The sequence below is a fragment of the uncultured Microbacterium sp. genome (assembly GCF_937927635.1).
GTDB lineage: Bacteria > Actinomycetota > Actinomycetes > Actinomycetales > Microbacteriaceae > Microbacterium.
Map to the genome: position 1 here is coordinate 80266 of NZ_CALBRW010000024.1, position 21142 is coordinate 101407.

At 68.7% G+C, this 21142-nt stretch carries 23 protein-coding genes; 15 read left to right on the top strand and 8 right to left on the bottom strand.

Annotated features, from left to right (window positions below):
- Window positions 1-17: 17 nt before the first annotated feature.
- The 6 genes from Q0568_RS12025 to Q0568_RS12050 form a co-directional block, all read right to left on the bottom strand.
- The gene (locus Q0568_RS12025; protein ID WP_366941409.1) at window positions 18-638 is read right to left on the bottom strand and encodes a DUF305 domain-containing protein; all 621 of its coding nucleotides are present in this window, start codon (window positions 636-638) and stop codon (window positions 18-20) included.
- A gap of 85 nt (window positions 639-723) precedes the next feature.
- On the bottom strand, window positions 724-1173 hold the full coding sequence (locus Q0568_RS12030; protein ID WP_298866812.1) for a DUF6153 family protein: 450 nt from the start codon (window positions 1171-1173) through the stop codon (window positions 724-726).
- A 24-nt stretch (window positions 1174-1197) separates the two neighbouring features.
- The gene (lnt, locus tag Q0568_RS12035; protein ID WP_298866814.1) at window positions 1198-2865 is read right to left on the bottom strand and encodes an apolipoprotein N-acyltransferase; all 1668 of its coding nucleotides are present in this window, start codon (window positions 2863-2865) and stop codon (window positions 1198-1200) included.
- Window positions 2866-2921: 56 nt separating this feature from the next.
- Window positions 2922-3797, bottom strand: a complete 876-nt coding sequence (lgt, locus tag Q0568_RS12040) for a prolipoprotein diacylglyceryl transferase (RefSeq protein WP_298866816.1) — start codon at window positions 3795-3797, stop codon at window positions 2922-2924.
- A gap of 63 nt (window positions 3798-3860) precedes the next feature.
- A complete protein-coding gene (locus tag Q0568_RS12045) occupies window positions 3861-4889 on the bottom strand; it encodes an NAD(P)/FAD-dependent oxidoreductase (RefSeq protein WP_298866818.1) in 1029 nt (342 codons plus the stop codon).
- Between the two features lie 192 nt (window positions 4890-5081).
- Entirely contained in the window at window positions 5082-5516 is a 435-nt protein-coding gene (locus tag Q0568_RS12050; RefSeq protein ID WP_298866820.1) for a hypothetical protein, read from the bottom strand.
- Window positions 5517-5716: 200 nt separating this feature from the next.
- Here Q0568_RS12050 and Q0568_RS12055 point away from each other — a divergent pair, with 200 nt between their 5' ends.
- From Q0568_RS12055 to Q0568_RS12095, 9 genes are all read left to right on the top strand, one after another.
- The gene (locus tag Q0568_RS12055; RefSeq protein ID WP_298866822.1) at window positions 5717-6115 is read left to right on the top strand and encodes a hypothetical protein; all 399 of its coding nucleotides are present in this window, start codon (window positions 5717-5719) and stop codon (window positions 6113-6115) included.
- Window positions 6116-6273: 158 nt separating this feature from the next.
- Window positions 6274-6873, top strand: a complete 600-nt coding sequence (locus Q0568_RS12060) for a TlpA disulfide reductase family protein (RefSeq protein WP_298866824.1) — start codon at window positions 6274-6276, stop codon at window positions 6871-6873.
- A 16-nt stretch (window positions 6874-6889) separates the two neighbouring features.
- Window positions 6890-8497, top strand: a complete 1608-nt coding sequence (locus Q0568_RS12065; RefSeq protein WP_298866826.1) for a cytochrome c biogenesis protein ResB — start codon at window positions 6890-6892, stop codon at window positions 8495-8497.
- A complete protein-coding gene (gene ccsB, locus Q0568_RS12070) occupies window positions 8494-9441 on the top strand; it encodes a c-type cytochrome biogenesis protein CcsB (protein WP_298866828.1) in 948 nt (315 codons plus the stop codon). The genes Q0568_RS12065 and ccsB overlap by 4 nt, the downstream gene beginning before the upstream one ends.
- A gap of 38 nt (window positions 9442-9479) precedes the next feature.
- Entirely contained in the window at window positions 9480-9764 is a 285-nt protein-coding gene (locus Q0568_RS12075) for a hypothetical protein (RefSeq protein WP_298866830.1), read from the top strand.
- Window positions 9761-10483, top strand: coding sequence for a cytochrome c biogenesis protein CcdA (locus tag Q0568_RS12080; RefSeq protein WP_298866831.1), 723 nt, complete (start codon window positions 9761-9763; stop codon window positions 10481-10483). The genes Q0568_RS12075 and Q0568_RS12080 overlap by 4 nt, the downstream gene beginning before the upstream one ends.
- Before the next feature lie 563 nt (window positions 10484-11046).
- On the top strand, window positions 11047-12945 hold the full coding sequence (locus Q0568_RS12085; protein ID WP_298866833.1) for a DUF4396 domain-containing protein: 1899 nt from the start codon (window positions 11047-11049) through the stop codon (window positions 12943-12945).
- 7 nt (window positions 12946-12952) lie between these two features.
- Window positions 12953-13285 (top strand): ferredoxin, encoded by a 333-nt coding sequence (gene fdxA, locus Q0568_RS12090; RefSeq protein WP_298866835.1) that lies wholly within the window; start codon window positions 12953-12955, stop codon window positions 13283-13285.
- A 30-nt stretch (window positions 13286-13315) separates the two neighbouring features.
- Window positions 13316-14197, top strand: coding sequence for an NAD-dependent epimerase/dehydratase family protein (locus tag Q0568_RS12095; protein ID WP_298866837.1), 882 nt, complete (start codon window positions 13316-13318; stop codon window positions 14195-14197).
- Between the two features lie 24 nt (window positions 14198-14221).
- Here the strand turns inward: Q0568_RS12095 and Q0568_RS12100 are convergent, their stop codons facing one another.
- Complete coding sequence (locus tag Q0568_RS12100) at window positions 14222-15262, bottom strand: putative sulfate exporter family transporter (RefSeq protein ID WP_298866839.1); 1041 nt, start codon at window positions 15260-15262, stop codon at window positions 14222-14224.
- Window positions 15263-15332: 70 nt separating this feature from the next.
- On the opposite strand from Q0568_RS12100, the gene Q0568_RS12105 reads away from it, so the two are divergent.
- A complete protein-coding gene (locus Q0568_RS12105) occupies window positions 15333-16247 on the top strand; it encodes a LysR family transcriptional regulator (RefSeq protein ID WP_298866841.1) in 915 nt (304 codons plus the stop codon).
- A gap of 24 nt (window positions 16248-16271) precedes the next feature.
- On the opposite strand, the gene Q0568_RS12110 is transcribed toward Q0568_RS12105, so the two are convergent.
- Window positions 16272-17213, bottom strand: a complete 942-nt coding sequence (locus tag Q0568_RS12110) for a cation diffusion facilitator family transporter (protein WP_298866842.1) — start codon at window positions 17211-17213, stop codon at window positions 16272-16274.
- A gap of 93 nt (window positions 17214-17306) precedes the next feature.
- Here Q0568_RS12110 and Q0568_RS12115 point away from each other — a divergent pair, with 93 nt between their 5' ends.
- From Q0568_RS12115 to Q0568_RS12135, 5 genes are read left to right on the top strand one after another with little or no spacing between them, the layout of a single operon-like run.
- Window positions 17307-17912, top strand: coding sequence for a TetR/AcrR family transcriptional regulator C-terminal domain-containing protein (locus Q0568_RS12115; RefSeq protein WP_298866844.1), 606 nt, complete (start codon window positions 17307-17309; stop codon window positions 17910-17912).
- 49 nt (window positions 17913-17961) lie between these two features.
- Window positions 17962-18342 carry a metalloregulator ArsR/SmtB family transcription factor gene (locus Q0568_RS12120; protein ID WP_298866846.1) on the top strand — a complete coding sequence of 127 codons (381 nt, stop codon included), beginning with the start codon at window positions 17962-17964 and terminating at the stop codon, window positions 18340-18342.
- Complete coding sequence (locus Q0568_RS12125; RefSeq protein WP_298866848.1) at window positions 18339-19601, top strand: MFS transporter; 1263 nt, start codon at window positions 18339-18341, stop codon at window positions 19599-19601. Before Q0568_RS12120 ends, Q0568_RS12125 begins: the two co-directional genes overlap by 4 nt.
- Before the next feature lie 10 nt (window positions 19602-19611).
- Window positions 19612-20049, top strand: a complete 438-nt coding sequence (locus Q0568_RS12130) for a hypothetical protein (protein ID WP_298866850.1) — start codon at window positions 19612-19614, stop codon at window positions 20047-20049.
- 44 nt (window positions 20050-20093) lie between these two features.
- Complete coding sequence (locus Q0568_RS12135) at window positions 20094-21137, top strand: PDDEXK nuclease domain-containing protein (RefSeq protein ID WP_298866852.1); 1044 nt, start codon at window positions 20094-20096, stop codon at window positions 21135-21137.
- Window positions 21138-21142 lie beyond the last annotated feature (5 nt).

Sequence of the window (21142 nt, forward strand, 5' to 3'; positions counted from 1 at the left end):
CCCCCACCGGGGACGGGTCAGAGCTGCGTGAGCAGTTCCTGCATGGTGGTGATCTCCGCGGACTGGGTATCCACGACCGCCTGAGCGAGCTTCTTCGCGTCGGCGTTCTTCCCGTCCTGCAGCTCGGTCTCGGCCATCTGGATCGCGCCCTTGTGGTGCTCGATCATCTGCTCGAGGAACATCTTGGCGGCGGCCGGTCCGGTCGCGGCCTTGAGGGCGGCCATCTCGTCCTCCGACATCATCCCGTCTTCGCCCATGTCCATACCGCTCATGTCCATGCTGTCGCTGGAGACACCCCAGTCGTCGAGCCAGCCCTGCATCGTGTCGATCTCGGGCTGCTGGGCGTCCTTGATCTGCTGCGCCAGGTCCAGTACCTGCTGGTCGACGTCGCTCTTGGCGAGGATCATGTCGCTCATCTCGACCGCCTGCTGGTGGTGCGGGATCATCATCATCGCGAACATCGAATCGGCCATGTTGAAGTCCGCCTCTGCGGACTCCGACGGCGACGCGGACGAACCGCCATCACCCATGCCGGGCATGCCCGGCATGGAGCCGCCGTTGTCGGCGCAGCCCGCGAGGAGCAGCGCGCCGGCCAGGGGAACGGCGACCAGCGCCGTCGTACGAATCTTCTTCATCATCAGTCAGTCCTTCTTCGTGGGTGTACGTGAGTGCCCGTCTGCGGGCAGGATGGCGTATCCCGGCGGGCTGCCGGGTTTCGTCCGCTCACGTACGACTGATCGACAACTCCACGAGTGAGGGCGGCTTGCTGGGTTGTGGCACGTGCGGCCGCAACCCGCGAAGGCGAAGATCCGGGACGCGTACCCGCCATGACGTAGACAGCGGCACCAGGATCAGCAGCAGCGACCCCAGCAGAGCCAGCACGCACACCATCATCGCGGCGTCGTGGCCTTCGCCGCCGCCGCACCCCACGCAGGGGTTCGACTGCTCATGCCCGCCCCCTACGCCGCTCGCCGGGGAGACAGCCACGCCGGATTCGGGCGAGCCGTGCTCGGTCATCGCCGTCATCCCGGCCGTCGGCATCGGGTCGCTGTGCCCCACGGACAGCGTGTGCATCCCCATCAGACCGAGGATCACCATCGCGGCCAGACATGCCACGATCAGCCACCGCACCGGTTGCGGCCGCCGGATCCAGATCTGGGAAGGGGCGAGCATCATCCCCAGGATACCCGCCGCGGCTTACCGTACCCCCGGATGGTACGCCTCCTCGGGATGCGGCCTACGCTGCGCACGCCGCTGGCTGCGCGCCATGAGCAGACCGCTGAGGCCGAGGGAGATCAGCCCTCCCCACAACAGCACGCCGGACACGGTTGCCCCGAGGAGCACACCGGGTGTGCTGCCGGTGCGCAATGGCACGTCCGCGGTCATCGTCCCCGAGTCGCCGGCGGGCAGTGAGGCGACCGTGGTGCCGTCGGGGCGGATGATCTGGCTGGTCCCGACGGTGGAGACGTTCACCACGCTGCGGCCGGTCTCGATCGCCCGCATCCGCGCGAAGGCGAGTTGCTGCAGGTTCTCGTCGGTGCCACGGAAGTCGGCGTTGTTGGTCTGAAACACCAGCACCTGCGCCCCGGCGGTCACGCTCTCCGTGATCACCTCGTCGTAGATGACGTCGAAGCAGATCGCCAGCCCGACGGGAATCTCGTCGACGAACGCCATCGGGATGTCGGTGCCGCGCGTGTATTCCCGTTGGATCAGGCCGACCAGGTCGGGGGCCAGAGCGTTGTAGAACGCCCTGTCCGGCACGTACTCCCCGAACGGGACCGGGTGCCGTTTCGCATGCGTCTGCACCTGATCCCGGCTGGGGGCGGGGGAGATCCTCGGATCCCACAGGAACGAGGTGTTGTAGAGCCGGTCGTCGACGCCGGTCGCGGCGTTGGCGAGCAGCGGGGCGCCCGCACGCTGACTGATCGTGGTGAGCACGCCAGCGAGGGAGGCGCTGCGGAACGGGTCGGCGTCCAGACCTTCCGGCCACACCAGCAGGTCAAGATTCTCATCGAACAGGTCCTCGGTGGCCGCCGCCTGCGCGTCGGCGATCGCCCCAGGCCGGCGGTCGTCGAAGTATCCGGACGGACCGTTGCCCTGGACCGCGCCGATCCGCATCGACCCCGCGGAGGTGGTGGGGAAGGCCGGCACCAGCAGCAGGATGCCGATGATGGTGACCGGCAGCATCGCCGACCATGGTCTGCGCCAGCTGTGGGTGCGGACCCCTTCGACGGCGATCGCGACGGTGAGCACCATCAGGAAGCTCAGCCCGCTGACACCGACCCAGGACGACAGCTCCACGGTGGGACTCTCGGACTGGGTCATCCCCAGGCGCGCCCACGGCAACCCGCCGTACGGCCAGGCCCCGAGGGCTACCTCACGGCCGGTCCACAGCGCGGCGATCAGCCCGGGAAGCAGGACCAGCCGACCGACCGGGCCGGGTGCGATGCGCGGCAGCCACCGGTACGCCAGGGTGAGCGTGATCATCCCGACCGCCGTCAGAGAGCCCTCCACCACGGTCAGCGCCAGCCAGGGGATCGGGCCGAGGTAACGGGAGGTCCACAGCACCAGCAGCGAGAAGAACACCAGGCCGAACACCAGCCCGACCGTGAGGGCCCCGGACACGCTGCGGCCGATCAAGGTCAGCAGCATGAGCCCGGTGGCGAGGAACGCCGCCGGCCAGAACCCGACATCGGGGTAGGCGAGATCCATCACGATCCCTGCCACTGCCGCGGCCGGCAGCGCAGCCCACAGCGGCAACAGCGGCCGCACGCGCGGCGCAGGGCTGCGGGATCCGAGACCGGGGGAGCGGTGCACCTCCGGCTGCGCCCCTCCCGACGGCGGGGTCTGCGGTGCCCTGATCATGTGACCCAGCGGCGGGCGTGTGCGAGCGGGGCCGGTTCCTGTGGCACGTGTCGGTGTCATTTCTGCGGCGATGGGGAGGGGGTCTCGGCGGGCGCGCGGTCCGGCAGGTAGGGGGAGAGCTCGGGCTCGGGGTGACGTCGGCTCTGGATGAGGAACAGGGCCAGGCCGCCGGCGGCGACCAGCATGGCGGCGAGCATGTTGATCTTCAGCCCGGCCACCTCGAACTCGGTCGGGTCAAGCCGGAACGACTCGAACCAAGCCCGACCAGTCCCGTAGATGATGAGATACATGCCCAGGGCCTTGCCCCATCGCAGCGGGGTCTTCCGTTCGATCAGCAAGATGGCTGCGGCACCGGCGAGGTTCCACAGCATCTCGTACAGGAACAGCGGGTGAAAGAGCGTGTCAGGTGGCAGGCCTGGCGGAAACGCCGGACTGGACGGGTCGATCTGCAACCCCCAGGGTAGGTCCGTCGGGGTGCCGAACAGCTCCTGGTTGAAGTAGTTCCCGAACCGGCCGATCGCCTGCGCGATCAGCAGCCCCGGGACGAGCGCGTCGGCGAACGACAGAAACCGCAAGCCGGCACGGCGACAGGCGATGAAGGCGCCGACGCTACCGAACATGATGGCGCCGAAGATCGCGAGCCCGCCCTCCCACACGTAGAACACCCGCCACAGATCGGCGCCCGGGTAGAAGTAGTCTCCCGGGTGGGTGACGACGTGATAGAGCCGGCCGCCGATGATCCCCACGGGCACGGCCCAAAGCGCGACGTCGATGACGATGCCTCGTTCCGCCCCCCGCTGGCGGAGCCTCCTCGAGGTGAGCCATGTGGCGACGATGATGCCGGCGATGATGAACAGCGCATAGAACCGGATCGTGAACGGGCCCAGTGAGAACCCGGTGATGCCCGGGCTGGGAATCGACGACAGGATCACGGTCGTAACTCCGTGATACGAGCCGGGTCGAGGCAGAGGGCGGGGTCGGTCATGGGGTGCTCCTCACGGGCGGTTGATGATGTGTCTGGCGATGGCTGCGGCATCCCGCCACACCCCGGCCAACGTGTTCGTGTTGCGGCGGGAACTGTAGGCAGGGAATCCTGCGACGAACAGGCCCGGCAAAGCAGTCAGGGCACGGCGTGACCGCTCGGTGCGTACATCTTCCGGCAGCCAGTCATCCCCCGGCTCGTACCCGGTCGCGAGGATCACGGACCCGACACGGGCGGGCCCGGCGGCGCCAGCGAAAGTCACGGTGGCACCGTCCGTCCCGGTCACGGCGGGTGCCAGCGTGATCCCGGATCGTCGGAGATCCTGATAGCTATCCCCGAAGACCGGTTCCGGGGGCTGCTCTCGCGTGGCCCCTGCGAACAGCCCGGGGGGTCCCGAGGGATACCTGGCCACGGGGCGGTGTCGTCTGGGGGTCCGGGTGGCCAGCGTCACCGTGTGGGAGCCGGCGAGCTCACGGGCGAGTTCGCAGCCGCTATTCCCGCCGCCGACGATCAGCACGTCGCCGGCAGGAACCTGTCGGGGGAAGTGGTAGTCGCTGCTGTGGATCACCAGGCCCGGCGGCTTGAGCTTCGCCGCCCATTCCGGAAGGCGAGGACGGGCAGCGGCCCCGGTGGCGCAGACGATGTTGCGGGTCTGGATTTCGCCCTCCGTGGTGGCGAGAATCAACGCGGTGCCCGAGCCGCGATAGCGCACGTCGAGTGCGCGCACGCCCCACACGGGTTTCACTCCGAGCCCGGCCTGCACGCCTTCCAGATAGTCGAGGATCTCATCGGCCCGCGGATGCCGCCGCCGATCTCCCGGGACGGGCTGAACCGGCAACCCGCTACGCCGCGCGTCGCTGAGCAGCACCATCGAGTGCCACCGGCTGGCCCAGCTGCGGTGCCCCTCGGGGGCGGCGTCGATCACCACGAAATCCTGCTGCGGCCGTAGCCCCTCCGCGATGAGCGCCGCCGCGACGGCCAGCCCGGCCTGCCCGGCACCGACGATGATCGCCCGGCGATGCGAGAGACCGGCCCCCGTCATCGCACACCCCGACGGGACTGCTCGAGCACCATCACCCGCATGCGGCGTGCAGGTGGGCCTGCGGTCACGGCGGCGACGGGAACCGCCCTCAAAGGGACATTCATGGAACACTCCAAACCTGAAACGGCACATCACTGACACCGCCGGTGACGGCGGGTGAAGGGCGCTGCCCTGCGGGCAGCGGGCCGGGAATCAGGTTCGGGAGATCGACAGCTGGGTGAGAGAAGGAGGCGAGGACAGGCTCGGGGGGAGCGCCCACCGGGGCAACGATGCACGGATGGGCCGAGAGGTGAGCAGACAGGCCCGCCGGGCGCGGAAGACGACCACCCGCACGAGAACGAACACCAGGAAGGTGCAGAGCACCCCGATCATGCAGGACGCCGCCCCGAGCATCCCGTCATCGTTGATCGCCGCTGCGGCACCCGAGCCGATGTCGGGGCCATGCTCCGCGGCCCCGGTGGTGGTGCTCACCGTGTCCGCGGTGCCGGGAATCTCCCCCTCGGCGTGAGCTGTCGACCAGCCGCCGACCAGGAGAGCAAGCGCCAGCCCGAGCGTCGCGATGATCTTGATCATCAAGCGCTGCTCGCCACGGCGGAGAGTTTCCCGCGGGTGCAGCGTCGGCGTCATAATGGCGCCCACTTTAGCAATGCAGGTTAGGGGCTGACTGTGCGGAGAAAGGGGGCTGCCCTCCGCATGCCGCGAATGCTCGCAGCATGGCGGCTGAGCCGATCCCGGAGACGCATCAGGTGGTCTGTTACCCTCTGCACAAGATCAGTTCTTCCAGGTGATGAGGTTCATCCTCCACCGATCGAGGCAGCAAGATGCGCGTGACAGCGAGGACGACCCGGCCGCATACCGGTGTCCTGCTGTGCCTCATCGTCGCCGCCGTCGCGATCCTCCTCGCACACATCCTGCCCGGTGCCGTGTCGACGATCGGCGCGGATGCGGCGGCCCCGGCGACGGTGTCGGTCGCCGTCTCGTCGCCGGCAGGGCCGACGATCTCCGGGACGGATACCGGCTCGGATGCCTGCATGCTCCCCTGCGATGTGTCGGTGACGGACTCGACCTGCCCGTCCGCGCTCGCCTCCGATGCGGGGCCGGTGGCGGTGCCTGCTGCGGCATTCGTCCCGGCCGAGATGCTGGACGTCCTGGCCCCCCAGGTGGGGGAGCCGTCCACCCGCGGCCCGGGGATAACCCTGCAGTCTCTCTGCATCAGCCGGACGTGAGCCTGAGCGGTTCGCGCGGCGCTTCTTCCTAGCAACCCGCGAACCATCCCGACGTCGCCCCCTCTATGGGGTTGTGTTTCCGCGCGCCTGGCGCCCCTGCGACACGGGACGTCGCGGCTGCCCTGTCGCATCTTCCGCTCAGAAGTCACGGAGATCTCATGTCTTTGCCGTTCGCCCGTCAGGCGGCGTTCCTCGCCGCCCCCGTTCTCGCCGCGATCCTGCTGTCCGGGTGCGCGGCACAGCCCTCGGGGCTGGAAGGGCTCGCGTCACAACGCCAACCCACCTCCGCGTTGGACGACCGGATCGCCGAGTTGCCGCCGAAGGCCCGTGAGGAGGCGATCGACTTCGGGGGGCCGCTCGACACCGGTGGCGACTACACGTCGTCGACGTCGACCGGCCGGGTCGTGGTGGTCAACTTCTGGTACGCGGCCTGCCCGCCCTGCCGAGTGGAGGCGCCCCTGCTGTCCGCGGCGGCCGCGAAGTACGCGGCCGAGCCCGTCGACTTCATCGGCGTCAACGTGCGTGATTCCGCGGACACGGCACGCAGCTTCGAGCGGGAGTTCGACATCCCGTACCCGTCGATTCTCGACCAGGGCAGCGGTGCGGTGCAGCTCGCTTTCCGGGGCAAGATCGCCCCGAACGCCGTGCCCACCACCCTCGTCCTCGACCGCACCGGGCGCGTGGCCGCGCGTGTGGTGGGGCAGCTGCCCGACCAGGCCATCCTGGATGCGCTGGTGGACCGGGTCGTCGCGGAGTGAGACGGGGCAGCTCACGATGACGACGAAGACCGGCGACACCGAGGCGACCTCCGTGAGAGGGGTCGCGTCACCGAAGCTGTCTCTGGGAGGGTGGGCTCGTTGGGCGTGGCGTCAGCTGACGTCGATGAACACCGCCCTGGTGCTTCTTCTGCTGCTTGCCGTTGCGGCCATCCCGGGGTCGCTGGTTCCGCAGCGCAGCGCGGACCCCAACGGCGTCGCTCAGTACTTCACCCGCGACCCGAACGGGGCGCGGGTACTGGACATGTTCTCCGCGTTCGATGTCTACACCTCGCCCTGGTTCTCCGCGATCTACCTGCTGCTGATGGTCTCGCTGATTGGATGCCTCGTCCCCCGCATCCGCTACCACGTGCGCGCGTTGACCGCGCCACCACCGCGCACCCCCACGAATATGGATCGCCTGCCCGTTCATGTGACAGCACGCTCCGACGCGGCCCTCACGGATCTGCACGCCACCGCATGGAGCACCCTGCGGAGCTTCCGATACCGGGTGCACGCCTACCCCGGCGACCACGGTCAGCTGTCGCTCGCCGCCGAGCGGGGCTACCTTCGCGAGACCGGCAACATCCTCTTCCATGTGGCGATCACCGTCGCGATCATCGCCCTCGCCGTGGGCAGCGGGCTCCGCCACACCGGCCAGCGGGTGCTCGTGGAGGGCCAGTCGTTCACCAACACCCGGCTCGCCTACGACACCTACACGGCGGGCCCCCTGGTCAGCGACGACAGTCTCACCCCGTTCGCGCTCACCCTCGACAAGCTCACCGTCACCTACGTCACCGACAACCCGGCCGCGTTCGGGATGCCTCGCGGGTACGACGCCCGGGTGTCGGTGACCCGGCCAGACGACACGGCCACACCGGGCACCGCCAACATTCGGGTCAACGAGCCGCTCGACATCAACGGCACCAACATCTACCTGCTGGGAAACGGCTACGCGCCCCGCATCATCGTGAAGGACCCTCGGGGCAACGTCGTCTTCGACGACATGATCCCGTTCCTGCCGCAGGACGCCAACCTGACCAGCCTCGGCGTCGTGAAGGTTCCCGACGGTCTTCGCGAGCAGATCGGGATGACCGGATTCCTCTACCCGACACCGGTGACGACCCGAAGCGGGGCCGCCGCGTCCGCCCTGCCGATCCTGACCGATCCGGTCGTCACACTGAACGTCTACAGCGGAGACCTGGGACTGGACAACACCACGGCCTCCAACGCGTACCGGTTGGACACCTCGAAGATGACCCAGCTGGCAGGACCGGGGGCGCCCGCCGCCGCCCTCACGCTCACCCCGGGCGTCTCGCAGCAGCTCCCCGACGGCCTGGGCAGCATCGAGATCTCCGAGATCCGCCGGTTCGCCTCGTTCGAGCTCACCTCCGACCCGATCCAGGGTGTCGTTCTCGCCGCCGCCCTGACCGCCCTGGCGGGCGTGCTGGCGGCACTGTTCGTGCCGCGCAGACGGATCTGGGTGCGATTCACCCCCACCGCCGGCACCACCCGGATCGACGTGGCAGGCCTGGCCCGCGGGCACGACCCGGGCCTGGAAGCCGCTGTCCGCGACCTCACCGCCAGGATCATCCCCCCACCGCCCCCGCAGGAGAAGGACACATGAACACCTACCTCGACTCTCTCTCTCAGGTTGCCCTGTACTCCGCGATCGCCCTCTACGTCGCCGCGCTGATCAGCTACCTCCTGGCGGCCACGGCACGCCTATCCCGCCCGGCCCCACGCGCTCACGTCGACGCCGCGCAGGCCAGCAGTGTCGGGTCCGTCACGACGCTGACCCGCCCCGCCGTGGCACGGGCACGCTCCGTGCCGCAACGCGCCGGGTATGCGCTGACCGTGATCGGGGTCGTGTTCCACCTGGCCGCTCTCGGGTTGCGGGCGGCCGCGGCGGGACGGATCCCGTGGGCGAACATGTACGAGTTCTCCGTCACCGGTGTGCTGTTCCTGATCCTGTTGTTCCTCGTCGTGGCTCGGCGGGTGCGGTACGTCACCGTGCTCGGGGTCGCGGTCCTCGGTGGCGCGACCCTGCTGATGGGGGCGGCGGCCGCCCTGTTCTATGTCCCCGCGATCCCGCTGCCCCCGGCGTTGCAGTCGGCGTGGCTGATCATCCATGTGCTCGTGGCACTGCTCGCCACCGCATTCTTCAGCCTGTCCTGCCTGGCCAGCATCGCGCAGTTGTGGAGCGCGCGGACTGTCCCGAACACACCCACGACGGGTCGGCTGCGGCGGCTGCTGCCCCCGCCTGAGGACCTCGAGCGGTTCACTTACCGGCTCATCATCATCGGCTTCATCCTGTGGACGTTCACCCTGATCGCCGGGGCGATCTGGGCGCAACGCGCATGGGGCCGGTTCTGGGGGTGGGACGTCAAAGAGGTGTGGACCTTCATCATCTGGGTGATCTACGCGGCATACATCCACGCGAAGGCCACCCGCGGATGGTCCGGACGAGCCGCGGCCTGGCTGGCGATCATCGGCTACACCGCGGTGATCTTCAACTTCGGCATCGTCAACGTCTTCTTCAAGGGCCTGCACTCCTACTCCGGGCTGTGACCTGCCGGAACGAACCACGACACCCATCAAGGAGCGACATGAGCAAGAAGACCACCCCATCCCGCGAAGGCACCCCCGATCCGTCGGAAACCCAACGGCTCTGGAGACGCCACCGCCGCCTAGTGCATGCAGGCCAGGCGCTGCTGGGCCTGGGCGCCCTGGTGGTGATCTCCCACTGGCTGGCGCATCTGGACGTGCTGGGGATCGGACAGCCACCAGGATGGCTCGACCTGGCCGCCGGCTATCCGATGGGAGCGCTGCTTCTGATGGCCGGCGCGATCATGGCCGGCCGCCGCCGCCCCGGTTCCGGAACCCGCACATGACCGACCCGATCGGCACCGGCGCGCTGTGGATCGCGTTACCGTTGGCGGCAGCCGCCGGTGCCCTCTCCTTCGCGTCGCCCTGCGTCCTGCCCCTCGTGCCGGGCTACCTCGGACTCATCACCGGGAACACCGTGCACAGATCACGCTGGGCACCCGTGGTCGGGGCAGTGCTGTTCGTCCTGGGGTTCGCCGGACTCTTCGTCCTGTACGGCGCCGCGTTCGGATCCGCCGGGGCCTGGCTGATCCAATGGCAGTCGATCGTGACCCGTGTCCTCGGGCTGGTCGTGCTGGGCATGGGCTTGACCTTCATCGGCGTCTTCCGTCCGCTGCAACGCACCCTGAAGTGGTCCCCGCCGGCACGGCCCGGTCTGGCGACCGCCCCTCTGGTCGGTGTGGCCTTCGGGCTGGGGTGGACGCCGTGTCTGGGGCCCACCCTCGCGTCGATCTCGGCGTTGAGCATGACCACCGCCTCCGCAGCGCGCGGGGCCATCCTCACCGCAAGCTACGCCATCGGGCTCGGGCTCCCGTTCATCCTCCTCGCGGCGGGATTCAGTTGGGCCGCGGCCGCGGTGACGATCCTGCGGGCACACATCCGTGTCATCAACATCACCGGCGGGGTGGCCCTGGTGCTGGTCGGGATCCTCATGGCCAGCGGGATCTGGGAGACCTTGATCTCCGCCCTGCAGACCCTCATCGGCGGGGTCACGCTGCCCCTGTGACCCGTGCCGATGGTCTTGCGGGATACCAGTGACTATTCGACGGTCGACCAGGCGACGTCGACGAGGCAGAGTCCGTCGTCCGTCTCCTGGTAGAACACGTCGCCCGGGAACTCCACCCCGGAGGCGACCCGGTCGGGAGGAAGCGACAGGGTTGATGCTCCATTCTGGGGTGAGCGGGGCCTGATCGGGCCGGTACTCGGCGACAAAGCGTTCCGGTTCCTCAGCGGACAGGCCCGCCCAGTCTTCCGGCTCCCGCAACTCAGGGTCATGGTCCGCACACGCGAACGACTCACCCTCTCCGACCGCAGCTGCCGCGATAAGTTCCTCCGTCGTCGCGATCACCTCAGCGCCGGCCGCGCCCCAGATCACCGTGTCTATAAGCACCCCGACAGCGTGGTCGCGGGCACCATGACACAACCCGCGACGGCGAAGAACCGGCGCGTTCGTCTCCCCATCGCCCCAGCCTAACTACCTGGCCTCGATATACCCTGCGGGGGTACGCTATGAGGAGGGATATTCGGGTTCGAGCCGCTCCGCGCTCGGCGCGCAGCGGAGGGAACATCATGCTGATCCAACCCATCGACTACTTCCTGGTCGGCTGGTTCGTCCTGGTGGCGATCAGCACCGTCTGGGTCGGCGTCGACCAGTTCCGCAACAACCCCGAGCCCACCGTGATGAAGTGGGGCTTCATCCTCGTCACCCTCTACCTCGGGCCCGTCGGTGCGCTGCTGTACGTCCTGGCGGACAAGGAGCCACGGCCGGGGGAGCACGAGGAGTTCACCAAGCCGCTGTGGAAGCAGGGCATCGGATCGACCATCCACTGCGTGGCCGGAGACGCGACGGGCATCATCGCCGCCGCGGTGATCGTCTCCACCTTGGGCCTGCCGATGTGGCTGGATCTGATCATCGAGTACATCGCCGGCTTCGCGTTCGGGCTGTTCATCTTCCAGGCCCTGTTCATGAAGAACATGATGGGCGGCACCTACTGGCAGAACGTGCGCCGCTCGTTCCTGCCGGAGTTCATCAGCATGAACTTCATGATGGCCGGGATGGCGCCGGTGATGTCGCTGCTGATGATGGGCCGCGACATGCGGGCCATGGTCCCCACCGAACTGATCTTCTGGGGTGTGATGTCCGTCGGCGTCGCCGCCGGCTTCGCGCTGGCCTACCCCTCCAACGTGTGGATGGTGAAGAAGGGCATCAAGCACGGGCTGATGACCCAACGCAAGGAGCCGGCCACCGATCCGCAGACCGAACACGCCGGGCACGCGGCGATGGCCGCCGGATCCGGGGCGGGGCGTGACGAGGCGCAGCCGCCGTCCGAGCATGAGCAGCATCAGCCCCGCGGGACGAGTAAGGTCACCGTCCCGCAGCTGACCGTCGTCGCCTCGTTCGCGACGATCGCACTGATCGTGGGCATGGTCGCCCCCGCCAACGCGGTCAACATGACCCTCAGCGCCGAAGACGTCGGCGGTCTGATCATGCCGCCGGGCATGGTCATGACCCGCGACACTCCCGCCGAGGCAATGGAGGACATGGCCGCGGTCGACCCGCGGGACGTCACCAGCTCCTACGACGTGGACACCCGCGGGGACGAGGTCCTCGAGCCTTCCCGGATCGAGGACGGCGTGAAGATCTACGAGCTCACCGTCTCCCTGATCCGATGGGAGATCCTCCCCGGTGTCGCCGTCGACGCATATGCGTACAACGGACAGGTGCCTGGGCCCCGGCTGAACTTCACCCAAGGCGACCGGATCCGCATCGACGTCACCAACAAGCTCGACGAGACCACCACCGTGCACTGGCACGGCCTGGACGTCCCCAACGAGATGGACGGCCCCGCCGGCATCACCCAGGACCCGATCCAGCCCGGTGCCACGTACAGCTACGAGTACACCGTCAAGCAATGGGGCACCTTCTTCTACCACTCCCACGACCACGCCGACCGGCAGCAGGCGCTCGGCCTGTACGGGGCACTCATCATCGACCCGGCCGACCCGTCCCAGCAGCCCGCGGCGGATCACGACTACACGATCCAGCTGCAGGAATGGCTCAACAGAGAAGGCCTGACCTACCCGGCGATGCCGATGGAAGGAGGAATGCCGAACTACTTCACCATCAACGGGAAGGCGTACCCGGCCACCGAAACCATCGACATGAAAATCGGCGAGACCCTCAAGGTCCGCTTCATCGGCTCCAACACCGTCGGCATCCACCCGATGCACATCCACGGCGGCCCGTTCACCGTCGTCGCCCGCGACGGCGAAGCCCTCGCCGAAGACCAACAATTCAAAGCCGACACCATCAACATCGGGCCCGGTCAACGCTACGACGTGATCTGGAACGCGCTCGAGCCCGGCAAATGGCTCATCCACTGCCACATCAACCACCACACCACCAACAACAACGTCGAGACCGACGGCGCCGGCGGGCTCACCATGATCATCAACGTCACCGAGTAGACCCCCGATGACCTATGTGATCGCACTGCCCTGCGTGGACGTCACCGACCGCGCCTGCTTAGACGAGTGCCCGGTGGACTGCATCTACGAGGGCGACCGGATGCTCTACATCCACCCCGACGAATGCGTCGACTGTGGCGCCTGCGAACCCGTCTGCCCAGTCGAGGCGATCTACTACGAAGACGACCTCCCCGACGAGTGGGCGGACTACTACACCGTCAACGTCGAGTTCTTCACCGAGCTCGGCTCACCCGGCGGTGCCGCCAAGACCGGCGTCCTCGGCGTCGACCACCCCACCGTCGCTGCCCTCCCGCTGCAACATCCCCGAGGACTCGGATGATCGGGTCCCCGATCGCTGGAAAGGATCATCATGCACGTGCTTCTCACCGGCTCGACCGGGTTCATCGGCTCGGCCGTCCTCGCCGCAGCGCGAGGGAACGGGCACGAGGTCACCGCGCTCGTCCGCAGTGAGGACGGTGCCGCCCGAGCCCGCGCGGTGGGCGCTCGCCCGGTCCTCGGGGATATGCGCGATCACGGCCTGATCGCACGGCTCGCGGGCGATGCTGAGGCGGTGGTCCACACGGCCAGCCCGGGCGATGCGACCAGCCGGGACGCCGAGGTCGAGTTCGCTGACGCAGTGCTGGCGGGGTTCGGCGATCGCGAGGCCGTGTTCGTCCGCACCGGCGGCATCTGGATCCACGGTCCCGGCGCGAACCTCACCGAGGACACCCCGCACAACCCACCCTCGCTGGTGGCCTGGCGGTCGGAGATCGACGAACGCATCCTCGCCACCCCCGGCATCCGCGCGATCCTCGTAGAGCCGGCGATCGTGTACGGACACGGCGACGGCATCCCCAACACCGTCACCCGCGCCGATGACACCGGAACCCCGCCCGGCGTGCAGCTCGTCGGCGACGGCTCCCAGCATTGGGGCACCGTGCACGTCGACGACCTCGCGGACCTCTACGTGCTCGCGCTCGAGCAGGCCCCGCACGGCTCGGTCTACCTCGCCGCGAGCGGCCAGAACCCCACCGTGCGCGAGCTCGGGGAAGCCGCGAGCCGCACCCGCGGGCTCGACGGCCAGGTCACGCCCGAGTCCGCCGAGGCGACCATCGCGCGCCTCGGCGCCTTCGGGGAGGCGCTGCTGCTGGACCAGCAGGCCAGCGGAGCGCGCGCCCGCAGCAGGCTCGGATGGTCCCCCACCCGTCCGAGCCTGCTGGCAGAGATCGAGGACGGTCGCTACACCGACTGACACGCCCGTCCGCGGCCGTGACGATCAGGTGCTGCCGGTGACGGCCTGCAACCCCAGGCTGGTCACGCTCACCACGACCCACAGCGAGCCGCCGAGCAGCAGCGGCCGCCAGCCGGCGCGGCGCATCGCCGCGAGATCCACCGACAGCCCGATCGCGGAGAGGGCGACCGCGATCAGATATCCCGCTGCCGCCGACAGCGGCGGGTGCGCCGCAGCGGGCACCAGGCCGAGCGAGTTAAGCACGGCCATCAGCACGAACCCGACGAGGAACCACGGGACCAGCCGCACCACGTCCCAGAGCCCCCGCGCCGCCGGGCGCGGCACGCCGGGCGATCGGTCGCGGCGTCGCGTCACCGCGGCAAGCACCAGGGTGATTGGGATGATCGCCAGCGTCCGCACGAGCTTGACCACGATCGCGTGGTCCGTGGCGACCGGCCCGTAAGCCGCCGCGGCGGCGACAACCGAAGAGGTGTCATTGACCGCCGTGCCGGCGAACAGTCCGAAGCCGGCCTGGCTCATCCCCAGCAGATGCCCGACCAGCGGGAAGATGAGCACCGCGGCGATGTTGAACGCGAAAATCGTGCTGACCGAGTACGCGACATCGGCTGCCGCAGCTCCGATCACCGGCGCGGTCGCGGCGATCGCCGACGCCCCGCACACCCCGGTCCCCACACCGATCAGCACCGTCGTGTCCCCGCCGACACGCAGGGCGCGACCGAGAGCCCAGGCGGCGGCGAGACCGACCGCGAGGGTCCCCACCGTCACCGGTAGCCCGGCGACGCCGACGCGGGCGACGTCGAGAACCGACAACTGCGTACCCAGCAGCACGACAGAGGTCTGCAGCACCCGTTTCGCGGCGAAGTCGATCCCCGGCCGCACCCGTGCCCCAGGCCGGCGCACCGCGCCGATCGCCGCGCCGATCAGCAGCCCGGGAACCGCTGCCCCCACCAGCGGGACGAGCGATCCGATCACCGTCGCGGCTGCGGCGATCGCCGCAGCCAGCCCCAATCCCGGCGCCAGGCGCCGGACGGCCGCAAGGAAACGGAGAAGAGGAGAACCGGTCACGGCATCGACTCTGGCCGCTCACCGTCACCGGGGAAACGAACCGGAGCCGGGGTGGGTACAAGATGGACTTGTGGCATCGAATCCGACAGCACCCAGCGCCGAGCTGCTGCGCACGCTCGTCGAGGTCGGCCACACCGGCAGCATCGCCGGTGCGGCCCGCGTGCTCGGCCTCACCCAGCAGGCCGTATCCGGCCGAATCCGCTCGCTGGAAGACGCGATCGGCGTATCCGTACTCCACCGCGGCATCAGCGGTTCCACGCTCACCGACGCCGGCGCCCTGATCACGAGCTGGGCCGGGGACGTACTCGCTGCACATGACCGCCTCGCAGCCGGACTACTGACTCTCACCGCGACCCACCCGGCGCGGCTGCGCGTCGCGGCGAGCCAGACCATCGCTGAAGTCCTGCTTCCGGGCTGGCTGGTCCGGCTCCGCGACGCGGAGCAGAGCGCGGGACGCCCGCCCACGGCGGTCGACCTGCTCACGGAGAACAGCGCGGGCGTCATCGACAAGGTCCGGCGCGGCGAGGTGGAGTTGGGCTTCATCGAGACCCCCGTGCTCCCGACCGGCCTGCAGTTGGATGACCTCGGCGTCGACGAGCTCGCCGTCCTCGTCGCCCCCACTCACCCCTGGGCGCAATGGGAGAGGCCGGTCCGACTGGACGAGCTCGCCGCTGCGCGACTCGTCACCCGCGAACCGGGCAGCGGCACTCGGGACGCGCTCGAGCACATCATCCACGAACGCCTCGACCGAGATCCCGCACCGGCCCAGCTCGAGCTGGCCACCCCGGCGGCCGTGCGCTCGGCGATCCGTGCCGGCACTGCGCCAGGCGTGCTCAGCCGTCAGGTCGTTCGCGACGACCTCGTGCTCGGCCGGCTCGTCCTCGTTCCGACGGACGGCGAGCCGCTGACCCGCCCCCTGACCGCGGTGCGCCGCCACCGGATTCCCGGCAGCGTCGCTGAGCAGCTCGTAGCGATCGCCTCGTGAATGATGCTGCCTCCGGAGACGGCGTTACTCGTGCCGGACGAGGGCCGATTCGTCCTCGGTGAGGTGGGCGGTCTCGACCTGGAACGTGGAGTGCTGGATCGACACCGGGAAGTGCCCGGCCACGCATTCGCGGACCTCGTGCAACACCTCCGCGGCGTGCCCATCGGTGAAGCACTCATCCTCGACCACGATGTGGGCGGTCAGGGTGGGCAGACCCGTCGCGACCGTCGACGCGTGCAGGTCGTGGACATCGGTGACGTGCTCGAGCTCGAGGATGTGGCGGCGCACCTCGTCCAGGTCCAGACCGGCAGGGGTGAACTCCATCAGCACCCGGGTGGTGTCGCGCATCAGGATGATCGCGCGCGGCACGATCAGCGCCGCGATCAAGAGGCCCGCCACCGCGTCGGCCTGCTGGAAACCGGTCGTGGCGATCACGATCGCGGCCACGATCACTCCGAGGGAGCCGAGTGCATCGTTGATCACCTCCAGGAACGCGGCGCGCATGTTGAAGTTCGCGCCGCGGCTCGACGACAGGATCACGATCGCGACGACATTCGCGGCAAGGCCCACGATGCCGAACACGAGCATCTCGCCGGCGGCAACCTCCGGCGGCTCGAACAGACGCCGGACGCCCTCGATGGCGGCGTAGGTGCCGACCACCAGCAGCAGCGCGGCCTGCCCGAGCGCGGCGATCACCTCGATCCGCCGGAACCCCCAGGTCCGCTTCGGGTTGGCCGGCCGCAGCATCAGGGTCGCCGCGATCAGCGCAACCAGCAGTCCGGATGCGTCGGTGATCGCGTGGGCGGTGTCCGTCAGCAGCGCCAGGCTGCCGGTGACGACGGACCCGATCGCCTGCGCGACCACGATCGTCGCCGTCAGACCAAACGCGACCCACAGACGTGCCCGGTGATCCCCGGGCGCTCCCGCTTCGGTCGCTGGCGCACCGTGATTGTGACCCGCACCCATGCCTACTCCTCGACTTGGTCAGTGACCAACACTCTTGGTCGGTGACCAAGCTACTACAATGTTGGTCAGTGACCAACTCCGGAGGAGAAACCTGTGGCCGACCGACTGTCCCGCCGCGACGTCATCCACGCCGCCCTGCTCCTGCTCGATCGCGACGGAGCGGACGCCATCACCCTCCGCGGGATCGCCCGACACCTTGACGTCCACCTCAACTCGGTGTCGCTGCAGGTGGGGAGCAAGGCGCGCCTGCTCGACCTGATGGCCGACGCTATCCTCGGGGAGCTCTCCTTCGACGACCTCCCGCACCCGCCGATCGACCGGGTCAAGGAGATCTTCCGCCGCTACCGTCAGGTCCTGTTGAATCACCGCGACGGCGCGCACCTCGTCTCGGGCACGCGGGTCTCCGAGACCAACACCCTGCGCCTGGGGGAGGCGGTGATCGCCGCTCTGCTCGATGCCGGCGTCGACCCCGACCTCGCCGTCACCACCTTCTGGAGCCTCAACTACCTCGTGGTCGGCCTCGTCCACGAGGAACAGACCACCCCGGAGGACGGCGCCCACCGCTTCGAGCAGGAACTTGCCTCGCATTCGTTCCCCGCCCTCACCAGCATCCGCGCACTCTTCCTCGGCGACAACGTCACCGCACATCTCGAATTCGGCATGGACGCCCTCCTGCACCGCGCCCGACACCTCGACTGAGCATCACCGGCAGCTGCCGGCCGCGGTCTCCGTATGAAATAATCTGCGTATGGATGCAGATAACAAGACATGCGGTCGGGACCCCGACAGTCTCTACGTCGAGCTCGCTGTCGAGGTCTTCACGATGCTCGCCGACGCCACCCGCGTGCGGATCATCCTTGCGCTGGAGGGGGCGGGGGAGCTGTCCGTGAACCACATCGCCGACATCGTCGACAAGTCGCCGGCTGCCGTCTCCCAGCACCTGGCCAAGCTGCGGCTGGCTCGCATGGTCACGACCCGGCAAGACGGCACCCGCGTGTTCTACGCCCTCGCCGACGAACACGCCCGCCAGCTCGTCACGGACGCGATCTTCCAAGCAGAGCACTCCCTCGGCGGCACCGTTCCGCATCACCACACCGAAGCCGACACCACCCGACCCGAGTCGTCATGATCACCGTCCTGCGCAACGGGACGTACCGGGCGCTGTTCTTCGCTCAGGTCATCGCCCTGGTCGGCACCGGGCTGCTCACCGTGGCGCTCGGGCTGCTGGCGTTCGAGATCGCCGGTGACGCTGCCGGATCGGTGCTCGGCACCGCGCTGACGATCAAGATGATCGCCTACGTCGGCGTCGCACCCCTGGTCGCAGCGCTCGTAGACCGGCTCCCCAAGAAGGCCGTTCTGGTCGGCGCCGACGCGGTCCGACTCGCGATCGCGCTCACCCTGCCCTTCGTCCAGGACACCTGGCAGATCTACCTGCTCGTGTTCGTGCTGCAATCCGCGTCCGCGACGTTCACCCCCGCGTTCCAATCGCTCATCCCGAGCGTGCTGCCCGACCCCCAGCAGTACACCCGTGCGCTCGCGCTCTCCCGCCTCGCCTACGACCTGGACTCGATCCTCAGCCCCGTCATCGCTGCAGCCCTGCTCACCGTGATCAGCTACAACAACCTGTTCATCGGCACCGCGCTCGGCTTCGCCGCCTCCGCCACCCTCGTCCTCATCGCCCGCCTCCCCGCCCACACCCCGGACGCGACCACCAGCACCTTCTGGGAACGGCTGCCCACCGGCCTACGCGTCTTCGCCCGCACCCCCACCCTCCGCTTCCTGATGGCCGCCAACATCGTCGTCGCAGCCGGCACCGCGATCGTCCTGGTCAACTCCGTCGTCTACGCCAAGGGCGTGTTCGACCTCGACGACGCCGCGCTCGCCCTCGCACTCGGCGCGTACGGTGTCGGATCGCTCATCGTCGCGCTGAACGTTCCCTGGATCGTGGACAGAATCGGGGTGCTCCGCACCATGAGCATCGGTGCATGGCTCCTCGTCGCCGCCATGGTCGCCGCGGTCACCGTGACGGTCGTCGCCGTATCGACGGGGGAGGGATGGTGGGCACTGCTCGCCACCTGGGCGCTCCTCGGAGCCAGCACCTCACTGATCAACACCCCCTCATCGCGGCTCCTCGCCGCCGCATCCACCCCCGCCAACCGCAACCTGGTCTACACCGCCCAATTCGCCCTCTCCCACGGCTGCTTCCTGATCAGCTACCCGATCGCCGGATGGCTCGGCGCCATCGGCCTGCCTATCGCCGCCATCGCGCTCCTCGGACTCGCGATCCTCGGCGCGATCGCAGTCACAGTCCTGCGCCGGCCCGCCCTGGCCTTCGCGAACGGAGTCGAGACAGCCGCGCAGGGGAGGAGTGTCGGACCCTCGTCGTAGGGTTCCGATCATGGACCTGCTCAACGCGCTCATCGTCACAGCGGGGGTGTGCGTCACCGGGTTGGTCGCATGGAGCTACACCCGCACTACCCGTGCACGATACCGCGCCAGAGAGGCCCAAATAGCCACTCAACTGCTATCCGCACGGGGCAAGGAACAGCACCCCGTCACCCCAGAGATCAGACAGGCGCGGCAACGCCTCGAGCACACCGCGCGCCGCGCCACCACAGAGTTCACTCGCCTCGTACTCGATGATGGGCCACCCTGGTGGCCTCTCGTCCCCGTTGGCGCCTACGGCGCGATGCTCGTCGGCGCAGTCCCGTTCGCCTCGAGTGCCGGAGCGGAGGCCGTGTACATCGTCGGGGCTGCGACCTGCACGATCTACACGGCCTCGGCGCTCTGGATCAAGCACCGACGCACTCAACGCCTCAAGTCCGCGGCCTCGTAGACAGGGAGCCGTTCCTAACGTGGCTCCCTGTCTACGGTGGAACCATGACAGACCTGGTGCCCGATGACTACGCTGCCACGCTCGAGGCGCTCAAGCAGCAGGTGCACGCCGCGCGCTACCAGGCGCAGCGGCGAGTGAACACCGAGCTGATGCGGCTGTACTGGCGCATCGGCAGCACGATCGTCGACCGCCAGCTGCAGGAGGCGTGGGGAGCCAAGGTGATCGACCGGCTCGCCGCGGATCTGCGCGCGGAGTTCCCGTCGATGAAGGGGTTCTCGCGAGCGAATCTCTTCTACATGCGACGGGTCGCAGAGGCATGGCCGGAGGAAGAGCTATTCGTCCAGCAGGCTGCTGGACAATTGCCGTGGACGCACCTCACCCTGATCCTCGACAAGGTCGACGACCACGGGCTGCGGGACTGGTACGCCGCGAAAGCCGCTCATCACGGGTGGACTCGCGCGGTGCTCACGCACCAGCTGGCGACCAGGCTCCACGAGCGTGAGGCAGCTGCGCCGACCAACTTCGCCGGCGCGCTCGAGCGCGTCGACTCCGAGCTCGCTCAGGAGATCACGAAGGACCCCTACGCGCTCGAGTTCCTTGCCGTCGACGGCGACGCCTCCGAGCGTGAGCTCGAGCAGCGCATGGTCGATCGGATCCTCGACACCATGCGCGAGCTCGGCCCCGGTCTCGCGTTCGTCGGCCGCCAGGTGCACTTCGACATCGGCGGCGATGACTTCTACGTCGACCTGCTGTTCTTCCACGTGGAGCAGCTGCGCTACGTGGTCGTCGAGCTCAAGGTCACGAAGTTCGATCCGCGCGACGCCGGGCAGCTCGGCTTCTACGTCGCCGTCGTCGACGACCGCATCCGGATCCGCGACAAGCACCAGCCGACCATCGGCATCCTGCTCGTCGCGGACAAGAGCGACACCGTCGTCCGCTACGCCCTCGCCGGATCCAACCAGCCGATGGCCGTGAGCCGCTACCAGCTCACCCCGGAGGCTCAGAAGGCGCTGCCCGATGAGCAGGCGATCACGCGGGCCTTCGCCGACGAGCTCGCGCGGGAAGCCGATCGCGACGTCGACGAGTAGGGGAG

What these genes read in the sequence shown, in the direction of transcription:
- Q0568_RS12095 (WP_298866837.1), top strand. Translation starts at nt 13,316, where the DNA reads ATGCACGTGCTTCTCACCGGCTCGACCGGGTTCATCGGCTCGGCCGTC.
- Q0568_RS12110 (WP_298866842.1), bottom strand. Translation starts at nt 17,213, where the DNA reads ATGGGTGCGGGTCACAATCACGGTGCGCCAGCGACCGAAGCGGGAGCG.
- Q0568_RS12120 (WP_298866846.1), top strand. Translation starts at nt 17,962, where the DNA reads ATGGATGCAGATAACAAGACATGCGGTCGGGACCCCGACAGTCTCTAC.
- fdxA (WP_298866835.1), top strand. Translation starts at nt 12,953, where the DNA reads ATGACCTATGTGATCGCACTGCCCTGCGTGGACGTCACCGACCGCGCC.
- Q0568_RS12060 (WP_298866824.1), top strand. Translation starts at nt 6,274, where the DNA reads ATGTCTTTGCCGTTCGCCCGTCAGGCGGCGTTCCTCGCCGCCCCCGTT.
- Q0568_RS12025 (WP_366941409.1), bottom strand. Translation starts at nt 638, where the DNA reads ATGATGAAGAAGATTCGTACGACGGCGCTGGTCGCCGTTCCCCTGGCC.
- Q0568_RS12135 (WP_298866852.1), top strand. Translation starts at nt 20,094, where the DNA reads ATGACAGACCTGGTGCCCGATGACTACGCTGCCACGCTCGAGGCGCTC.
- Q0568_RS12045 (WP_298866818.1), bottom strand. Translation starts at nt 4,889, where the DNA reads ATGACGGGGGCCGGTCTCTCGCATCGCCGGGCGATCATCGTCGGTGCC.
- Q0568_RS12080 (WP_298866831.1), top strand. Translation starts at nt 9,761, where the DNA reads ATGACCGACCCGATCGGCACCGGCGCGCTGTGGATCGCGTTACCGTTG.
- Q0568_RS12130 (WP_298866850.1), top strand. Translation starts at nt 19,612, where the DNA reads ATGGACCTGCTCAACGCGCTCATCGTCACAGCGGGGGTGTGCGTCACC.
- Q0568_RS12075 (WP_298866830.1), top strand. Translation starts at nt 9,480, where the DNA reads ATGAGCAAGAAGACCACCCCATCCCGCGAAGGCACCCCCGATCCGTCG.
- Q0568_RS12030 (WP_298866812.1), bottom strand. Translation starts at nt 1,173, where the DNA reads ATGCTCGCCCCTTCCCAGATCTGGATCCGGCGGCCGCAACCGGTGCGG.
- lnt (WP_298866814.1), bottom strand. Translation starts at nt 2,865, where the DNA reads ATGATCAGGGCACCGCAGACCCCGCCGTCGGGAGGGGCGCAGCCGGAG.
- Q0568_RS12125 (WP_298866848.1), top strand. Translation starts at nt 18,339, where the DNA reads ATGATCACCGTCCTGCGCAACGGGACGTACCGGGCGCTGTTCTTCGCT.
- Q0568_RS12085 (WP_298866833.1), top strand. Translation starts at nt 11,047, where the DNA reads ATGCTGATCCAACCCATCGACTACTTCCTGGTCGGCTGGTTCGTCCTG.
- ccsB (WP_298866828.1), top strand. Translation starts at nt 8,494, where the DNA reads ATGAACACCTACCTCGACTCTCTCTCTCAGGTTGCCCTGTACTCCGCG.
- Q0568_RS12050 (WP_298866820.1), bottom strand. Translation starts at nt 5,516, where the DNA reads ATGACGCCGACGCTGCACCCGCGGGAAACTCTCCGCCGTGGCGAGCAG.
- Q0568_RS12065 (WP_298866826.1), top strand. Translation starts at nt 6,890, where the DNA reads ATGACGACGAAGACCGGCGACACCGAGGCGACCTCCGTGAGAGGGGTC.